Consider the following 9,108-nt stretch of genomic DNA (forward strand, 5'->3'; position numbering starts at 1 on the left):
ATAAGGTACATTGTTTGCAGAATGTACATTTTGTAAAAAGGGTACAATATGAGCGCACAACTTCCCGAATTTGATCCTAATTCAGCCGTGTTTCTGCACTTCAAGCGCGAAGCCAACCGCAAGGCATCATCCGCGCGAGCAGAGGCAGTCGAAGCCGAAGCCAAAGCCACAAAGCCCACTGACGGGCTTTTTTACGTTAAGGGGTGGGTGAACAACAATAACCATTTTGGTGGCGGCACGGCTGAAATCAGGGGCATTGTGCCGGATTCTGGCGCGAATATCGACGTGCCGGTGTACGAGGTCCGATGCCTCAATGAAAAGTGCGGCCATGACTGGTCCTATCCGACGAAAAAGGACTTCATGGCGGCAAAGAAACTCGGCGAAACTGAAAAATGCCCAGAATGCGGGTCCGAGACGGCCAAGAAAATTTCGGACGCTACCGATTACGAGTCGGTTTTGATCAAAGAGATTTGGCACGTCGCCAAAGAACACAACATGAACTTCGAGAACCTTGACGAATTTCAGGTTTACTGTGGCCCGCGCGCCTTTGACCTTATTCCCGACCTGTTGAAATTCAAAAGCGACGGCGTGACACTCCGCGCAACACTGTCAACCATCGTCGCCGAAAACGAATGGAAAATGGTGAAGCGGTTTGGCCGGTAGAAAGACCTACGACGCTGAAAAACTCACGACGTGCCTAAGCCATTTTCGCGTTAAGAACGCCGAAAAACTACCAGAGGACCACGAGTATTTATTCAATCTCCGCGACGTTTTTAAAAAGGCGTACGAACTCCACAAAGACAGAATCAAGGAAATTAAATTTTATGATGCGGAATACATAGCCAAGAAACCGCCCGACTTTTTTGATCAGACTGACGGGTCAAAAGAGATGGGACGGATGCTTTTCAACAGCAACATTATCAGCGACACTGCGAAAACATACACATCGTTTCAATTGAAAGAATCTCCTGTTTGGGACATCGACCCATACGCCGTTGAGAATTTTAAACAGAACGTCATGTACAATGCCGCGACCAATAAGCTCGGATGGTTTGAGGAAGGTATTGAAAAACACAATGGTTTTGTTTACGAGGATGGGCCGGACGGGGAAAAGCAACTCGTAGACATTAACGAGGCTGGCGCGCTTGAATTTTTTGACGATCTGATAGACCAGAATATTATCCGTTGGCTCCACCATGATAATTCAAAACAGGGCATTCTTAACGTGCTTTGCACGCATGGGTATCTCCACGGGCGCGGCGACGTACAGATACGCATTGTGGAGAACAAGCCGGGTGCGTGGCCTGGATCCGGGCCGCACATCATCCTTGAAAATATCCCGCAGGAAAACATAATTGAAGATCCCCTTGCGAAAAGCATCGGCGACAGAAAAATATATTTTCACATTAAGCCGATGGATGTCCGCGACATTGCAAAAGAGTACGGAATCAATGAGGACAAAATAAAGGCAATCCCTGAATATTCAGAGTTCAAGGAAAATTTTGATGTAACCGATGGGGAAAATAAATTCAAAGTAAGGCGTGCGCTTGTTGTCCGCGCGTTTTGCTACGACGATACAACCGTTGACCTTGAAACAGCATCACAGTTTGAAATCTACGATGAAGTATATGTTTACCCGAATGGCCGTGTAATCACTTTCATTCCCGGGCAGGAAACCGAATCAGGCTTATGGATTTTGAAAGACGAGGCCAATGATGTTGTTGGCGGTCCTGTTTTCAGTTTCTTTCCAGACCCGATTGACGACCTTCACGGGCGCGCGCCGGCACAGGATGCAATGAATGATCACCTGATTGCCACGGAATGCGTCCAACTCGGTCAGGCCAACCTCCGCGCCAACGGGAATGATATTCTTTTCTACGAAGAAGGCGAAGAAGCAAATATACAAAACCTTTCGAATCAAATTGGGATAAAACAAAAAGTAAACAGCATCGGCGCGATACAGTATCACAAGCCGCAAAACATGCTGACAGAGGCGATGGACGCGCATATTTTCTTCTCGCGCCACGCCAAAGAATCCGTTGGAATCAACACCCCATCAGAGGGCGATAATTACAGCAAAGTGGTTTCGGGCAAGGCCATGATGATTGAGAATGGCCGCGTCTCGCAAACCATGTCGTTGTCGGTCAACCAGTATGCGAACACGTTAAGCCGGATTGGAACGGGATATTTCAGCTTGTTTCTCTCCATTGCAAAAGCAGGATATAAGGTTATTTACGACAAAAAATGGCACAAGCTACCGCTGCCGCTCGACATGTTTCTTTGGGGCGCGGACATAAATGTAATGCCGGACTCGATCATGCCGATTGACCCTGTGTCGCAAGCCAACACGATTTTGACATTGGGGAACATGATTGCCGAAGATGGCGGCCCCGTCGTCGGGCGCAAACATCTTATTAAGACTCTCCGCGTTGATAACGCCGAAGAGATATTGGCCGATGCCGATGAAGCCGCCGGACTCAAAAACATCATTCAAGAGCTTACACAGCAGAATGAAATGCTACAGCAGCAAATGCAAGAGTACGCGGCGGCACTTCAAAAGGCAGAGGACGAAGTTGAACGCGCCAAGTTTGCCATGAAGACACAGGCTGGCTCGGCTCAAATAAAGCAACAGTCAATGGAGATTCAAGAGCAATACAGAACACTTCGCCAACAGATGAGCGACGACACTGAAAAGTGGACTTCGCAAGTTGAGGCCAACACAAAGCAGATTAACGAGTTACGACGGATTCTATCAGCCGAAAAAATGGCGGCTTCACAAACACCCAAAGGAGGCCCGGTAGTCGAGGATTGACGGATCGGTATATCCGGTAGCCGTTCATAAATCGAATCGGGAACCAACAATGGACGCAGACGAAACAGTATTGGACCCTGAAACAGAAGTGCCCGAGGATGGTAATCAGGAACCTGAATCACCCGATGACGGCACAGTTGACGGGGAGGCGAAAGGCGAAGACGGCGGCATAAGCGAAGACGATCTTCGAATGAAATATTTCGAGGATGAGGATGCCGAACCAGATGAAGCGGAAATTGCCCGGCGAGAGGAACAGTCCTACAAGGACAGATACCACAATCTCGTCGAGAAGATTGCCAATTCAAAGGACGCTCCACAAGAGGCGGCACCGCAGCAGAATCGACAAAAACCGTCAGTCGCGGATGTCGCGAAATGGGTTGACAGAAACATTGCCGCGCAAGTCGAGGAAGGCGAAGTCTCTAAGGAAGTCGGTGACTCGGTACGGTATCTCGCGTATGCCGTCAATGAGCTTTATTCAGAACTCACCGAAACACAGACAATCGGCCTCGTGGGGCAAGCCAAGTCAAAACTCATGGACGCGATTGACACGGCCTTGCGTGAAGAGGGCATTACAGACCCGGACGCGCGAGACTACATTATCCGCGACTTCGCCAAGCAGGGATTGAAAGAGAATGATCCCGCTATCGCCAAGTTTCCAAAGACGTTTATACAGCATGAAGCGCACCACCGAATTTCGACCTACAGGCTGAAACGACTCGGTAAAAAGGTATCCGGCAATGGGCATTCGACAAGCGCGGCTGTCAAGGCCAAAGAACCAACTGCGGCCCGGGCATCCGAGCGTCATGCTTCGCCAGGATCACCGGCGAACCCGGAAAAGCCGCCAGTGAAATATTCCAGTTTCAGGGATTTGACGGCGGCATTGAAATCGGATTCGTAACAAAAAGCAAAAAAGGAAGGGGAAATAAACAATGTCCTCACGAACCATCACATGGGACAATCTGAACACGTCCACGATGGGACAGTTCGATTCCACCCTGAAAGACACGATCTTCAAGAAGCATTTTATTCTGAACAAGCTCCGCGAAAAGCAGAAGACCTACGACGGCGGCGTGTTCCTCGCCGAGCCGATCATGAACAAGCGCGGCAACGGCGGCTCCTACACCGGTATGCAGGACTTGACCCCCGTGGACAAGCAGCTTGTCGAAAACGCAATTTTCGAGCCCGCGCACTACGAGGTCGATATTTCCCTGTCGTACACCGACGATCTCGCGAACCGTGGCAAGTCGGCCGTGTTCGATCTTCTGGAGGCGAAGTACGAGAACGCCAAGAAAACGATGGAATACAATCTGACAACCGCGCTGTTTGGCGACGGCGTGAAGGCCACATACGGCATGGCGCCGCTCGTGGGCCTCAAAGCGGCTGTTCCGATTGACCCGACCTCGAACCCGACCGCCGGGGCATACGGCGGCATCACGCGCGACTCGACCACGGCGACGGACTTCTGGAAAAACCAGTACACCGCCACCGGCGTTGCGACCACGGCGCTGACAATGAAGATGCTCCAAAATCTGTGGGGCAAGTGCAGTGACGGCGCGGACCACCCCGACGTGATTGTCACGACTCAGGCCATTTTCGACCGTCTGTGGGAATTGGCCGACGCGCGCCAGCAGCTTGGCGTTGCCGAAGTGGCAAAAATGGGTTACCAGAACATCTACTTCAACGGCGTGCCGCTGATTGTAGACAAGAACTGCTCGGACTACCATGTGTACATGCTCAACACCGACTACCTCTATCTCAAAGTCCACCAGGACGATGACATGGTAGCGACCCCGTTCTTACAGGGAACCACGCAGCTTGTTAAAACCAAGTACATCACGTGGACCGGGCAGCTTATCTGCTGCAACCCCCGCTATCAGGGCATTCTGACGGTGACAAGCTAAACCACGAAAGGAGAAAAAAGAAATGGGCCTTATTTTTGATGAACTCACGGTAACAGGAACCGATCAGAAGTTTACGCTCGGAACCACCCGCAAAGTTGGCGACAAGAGTTACATCTATTGCCAGATTGCGGCAGCGTCCGGGGCGTGCGCAAATGGTTCGGTTCTTTACTACACGTCCACGGAGGGCGTGTTCACCACAAGCGGAACCGCCGCTGTGCGGAATCTCGTTAAAGGCGTTGGCAATCACGCGATTGCCGCAGGCAGCTTCGGATGGGTGCAGACGTGGGGCGACCACACGGCAGTCAAAACCAACGGCGACGATGACATTGCCGCCGGTGATTCGCTTATCGGGCTTTCTTCAACCGGTACATGCGATTCCGTGGCTGGCGGAACCGCGCCGACTTACAATGCGTTTGGCATTGCGACCGCCGCAGACGTCGACAGTCAGGACACTGTTGCGGCCTATCTGATCATCCAGAGCGCAAGCAACTGACGAAGTGTAACTGAAATATAACCGGGGGGCTTCGGCCCCTCGGATTTTCAGGAGACCAATGAGAAAATTCGATTACAGAAAGTGCATGTCTGCCGCGTTCAAGATGCGCTACCGGAAGAACTACGCGCAGACATGGCACGCGAAATGGATTTCTCATTGGTGGCAATACTTGGCGTTTAACATTGATCAGAATACCGAGACGATCAAGAAGCTGACCCCGCTGAAAAGTCTTTACGGTTCATGGGAAGGCCAGCCGTGTCTTGTTGTCGGCGCGGGGCCGTCGCTTTACAGTGAGATTGAACACATCAAGAAGCTCGCGGAATACGGCGTAAAGATCATGGCCGTGGACAAGTCATTTAATTTCCTGAAACAGAACGGTATCAAGCCGGACATCACGGTATCCATTGACGTACAAAATATTATCGTGGACATGTTTGACGACAGCCTTATTGAAAATGACGACGTGTTTGCACTTAACGTATTCAACAGCCCAATGGTTTATGAAAAACTCGGCAAGGCAAAAATATACCCATTCGCGACGTTCAACCCGAATGATAAAATGATTTCAGACATAAACAAAAAGCTCATTGAGTCGCGGTTTGGAACGCGGCTTTACGCAACCCACGCCCACAATGTTGTCGGTATAAACGCACTCGAAATAGCAATGTGGATGGGCGCGAAACAAATTATTTCAATAGGCAATGAACTTTGCTGGTACAACAAAGAAGATGCAATGAAAAGTTTTGTCGAATCGGATTTGAGAAATCATTATATCAAAGATATTGGAATAACCGTTTACACAAACGAAGGATTTTTGCGGGCGGCGAACACGCCGAAATTTCTCAAACTTGTATTTCCAGACGGCGACATGGTTCCAGAAGACGATGCGCCTTTTTGGATAGACGCTTCATTTGGGCTGATCGAGGATTTTTACAGATGTGAAGCGAGTAGCCTTGTTAAATTACTTGAAAAGGACGTGGATGAAAATGAAAAGGTTTCTCCTTGCGATTGCGGTGTCACTGCTGCTGCTTGCGCCCCGTGCTGACGCGTCGGTAGGCCAGTGCCTTGAAACCACAACTGATTTATCAGCGGAATATCTCCGGTGTACCGACAGTGCGCAAAACGTGAATATTGCCACCGGCACGCTCACGGCTGTAACCACAGTCGGCACGATCACGAATGTCGTGAGCGTGGATGACAACGCATCAAGCCTCACGGTTGATGGAACCGTTACAACCAGTCCCACGGTGTTGACAGATTGGGAGTACGACTACGCGACGGTGGCAACCACGGCGACCGGAACGATTACATTGAGCGCGACTTCAACAAAAGTTATGGTGTGCAACTCATGCTCGGGCATTGTCACGATGCGCTTTGACGGCACTGACGCGTCAGCCACAAGCGGCGTTCCGCTGTTCCCGAACGCCTGTATCGTTATCGAGGACGCGGCAATCGCGGCGACCGGGGTTCGGTATTACAATGCGCACACGGGCGACTGCACGCTTTATTCACAGGCTCGGAGGTAAGAGATGAAAAATGCGATTACGAAAATATGTGTCACGTTCTTTCTGGTGGCCTCGGTCGGCTTCTTCAAGTTTCAGCAGGAGCTTGTGGCTGATAGCTATGTGGCGGGCAGCACGCCGTCAACGCTCCAGAGTACGCTTGAGACGGGCAACACGGGCGCGCGCACGGACGCTAACACGATGGAACTTTCAGCCACGGCAACCTACGACGCGTTGCAGATAACGCATACATCGCAGCCAGGGCAGGGCGGCGACGGGCTTCAGATTACCATGCCTAATACGACTGGCACGGGTGTGGCCGCGCGGCTTGCGAGTACGAACACCGGCGACGTGTTGAATATTACGAAAACCACACGGGCCGGGTACGGGATTAATATCACAAATACCGGAAGCACGGGCGGCATCCAGATAGACACAAACGCTGCGAACGCACGCGGGATTTATATTGCGCAACAAAATGGTTCTGGCAACGAAAGCCTGTTGGTTGATCACGCGTCAACCGGGAATAATGCGGTTTCAGCAAAAACGTATTACGCGTCGACCGCGCCGTATTTCGGGTACAACTGGTTCAACCAAACGACCACGGCGGCGCAATCAGATTTGATGAAGTTCAATTCTCGCGTTGATGGAGTTGTGAATCAGGCATTTGCCGTTTCAGGTTACGGCCACATTGCGGCGGGATTCTACTCTGGCATCGACAATACCAACGTCATTTTCGCCAGCACGACCGTTGTACTTGGCGGCGCGCGGGTCCAAAACAACGCGAACACTGCCGATGGTGGCTCTCTGCTCTTGGATAGAAAGCGCGGGGACGGCTCGATTTATCAGGTGGCACAGGCCGGCGACGATATTTTCAATGTTACGTGGGAAGGGCTTAATGACACCGGCACGTCCACGCTCTACACCTACGGGCAGATTGCCACGGAAATTGTTTCCCCGGCCACGGGCACGATTGACGGCGGCATGTACTTCCGCGTCGTGGATGACGGCGTTCTCGCCGCTCCCATTACGATGGTCGGCGGCACTGAAATGATTACGATGGCGTGGCCCGTTACCGCGAACACGCTCCAGTTTGATGACGAGCCGATGGACACGTACAACGAGGGGACTTATACCGTTGTCTACGCCGGTGATGATGGTGGCGATTGTGCCACGGCCACAACCGAAGCGACCGGCACATACACGCAAATTGGCAACGTGGTTCATGTCGATATTCGCCTAACCGTAGGTGGATCATGTGCAATCGCCCCAACCGGCACACCTTACGTTACATTGCCAATTTCACAAAAAACCGCGTCCGGATATTATGCAAACATGACCGTCGGAACATTGGCGGGGTTTGGGCTTACCGCCGGGAATATCATGATTGGCTATGTGGACAACTCGAATGATAAAAAGCTGTATCTCCAGCAGTGGGACACGGCTACAAGCACACAATCCGATGCACCAAACGATGAGGATTTTACCGCACAGTTTAGCATTACATATATGACGGATTAACGGGGGCACGCAATGCTCTGGAAAGACATTGAAGAATATATCCGCAAAGAAGCCAGTTACGACGTTTCCGCCGGGAAAAGCGTAACGCCGTATTATGTGCGGCTTATTGGTGGCTTTGTCGAACAGGAAATATCAGAAGAAACAAATTGCATTGTAACCACGGCATCACTTACAACCACGGCAAGCGCGGCAGGAGTATCATTGCCCGCTGATTGCATTGAACCGTTTAAAATGAAGTACGACACCACACCGCTTGAACAGAACCAAGAGCGGGTTATGACATCATCCGACGTTATTTCAGCACCGCAAGAATGGGCGTGGTTTGGGAAAAATACGATTGCGTTGTGGCCCATACCGAGTGAGGCCAAGACGCTTGAAGTATGGTACTACAAGAGGATTGCGCCTTACGCGTTTGCGATTGAACACGCCGGGGATTCCGAAACAACTGTCACGATCACATTCGGCGCAACGACGATTGATTTCAGCGTTGTGGGTGGCCCGGAGTCAGGGGCGTATTCAATCAACTGCGCGGACAGCGCAACAAACACGTTCGGCGAAATAGTGTCCGCGATCAACACGAAGTACACGAACATAACGGCCACGTTATGCCCCGAGATGTATTCGGCACAGGTTTATACGCTTGTCGAAACGCGCGGTCCCGTCTCTATCAGAAAAACCCGCGAGTTGTGCAAGCTCGACCCACAGATTCAGGCAATGGGTGGTCAGCTTATTTGTGAGGGAATACTTGATCGAATTTTACACCGCGACAAAGAATTAAACTCGGAGCAAATCACTGAAACAAAATATCAAATGATGCTTCGGAAATTCAAGAACTCAATACAGAACTCCAAGATAAACGCGAAGTCGCCAGTCATCAAA

General features: G+C 51.0%; 9 protein-coding genes. All 9 read left to right on the forward strand.

What is annotated here, in order from left to right; translation table 11 throughout:
• The first annotated feature begins 48 nt into the window (after positions 1 to 48).
• Positions 49 to 663: a zinc ribbon domain-containing protein gene (locus tag WC407_RS14045; protein ID WP_373023310.1), complete on the forward strand. Its 615-nt coding sequence runs from the start codon at positions 49 to 51 to the stop codon at positions 661 to 663.
• Positions 653 to 2,812, forward strand: coding sequence for a hypothetical protein (locus WC407_RS14050; protein ID WP_373023311.1), 2,160 nt, complete (start codon positions 653 to 655; stop codon positions 2,810 to 2,812). The genes WC407_RS14045 and WC407_RS14050 overlap by 11 nt, the downstream gene beginning before the upstream one ends.
• 49 nt (positions 2,813 to 2,861) lie before the next feature.
• Positions 2,862 to 3,710, forward strand: a complete 849-nt coding sequence (locus WC407_RS14055) for a hypothetical protein (protein WP_373023312.1) — start codon at positions 2,862 to 2,864, stop codon at positions 3,708 to 3,710.
• Between the two features lie 31 nt (positions 3,711 to 3,741).
• Positions 3,742 to 4,713 (forward strand): phage major capsid protein, encoded by a 972-nt coding sequence (locus WC407_RS14060; protein ID WP_373023313.1) that lies wholly within the window; start codon positions 3,742 to 3,744, stop codon positions 4,711 to 4,713.
• 22 nt (positions 4,714 to 4,735) lie between these two features.
• Positions 4,736 to 5,206 (forward strand): hypothetical protein, encoded by a 471-nt coding sequence (locus tag WC407_RS14065; protein ID WP_373023314.1) that lies wholly within the window; start codon positions 4,736 to 4,738, stop codon positions 5,204 to 5,206.
• Positions 5,207 to 5,375: 169 nt separating this feature from the next.
• Positions 5,376 to 6,251 (forward strand): 6-hydroxymethylpterin diphosphokinase MptE-like protein, encoded by an 876-nt coding sequence (locus WC407_RS14070; protein ID WP_373023315.1) that lies wholly within the window; start codon positions 5,376 to 5,378, stop codon positions 6,249 to 6,251.
• Positions 6,193 to 6,732: a hypothetical protein gene (locus WC407_RS14075; protein WP_373023316.1), complete on the forward strand. Its 540-nt coding sequence runs from the start codon at positions 6,193 to 6,195 to the stop codon at positions 6,730 to 6,732. Before WC407_RS14070 ends, WC407_RS14075 begins: the two co-directional genes overlap by 59 nt.
• A 3-nt stretch (positions 6,733 to 6,735) precedes the next feature.
• Positions 6,736 to 8,229: a hypothetical protein gene (locus tag WC407_RS14080; RefSeq protein ID WP_373023317.1), complete on the forward strand. Its 1,494-nt coding sequence runs from the start codon at positions 6,736 to 6,738 to the stop codon at positions 8,227 to 8,229.
• Between the two features lie 12 nt (positions 8,230 to 8,241).
• Positions 8,242 to 9,108 (forward strand): hypothetical protein (locus tag WC407_RS14085; RefSeq protein WP_373023318.1); only part of this gene is annotated, 867 nt, incomplete at its 3' end.

The sequence above is a fragment of the Sulfuricurvum sp. genome (assembly GCF_041651515.1).
Classification (GTDB): domain Bacteria; phylum Campylobacterota; class Campylobacteria; order Campylobacterales; family Sulfurimonadaceae; genus Sulfuricurvum.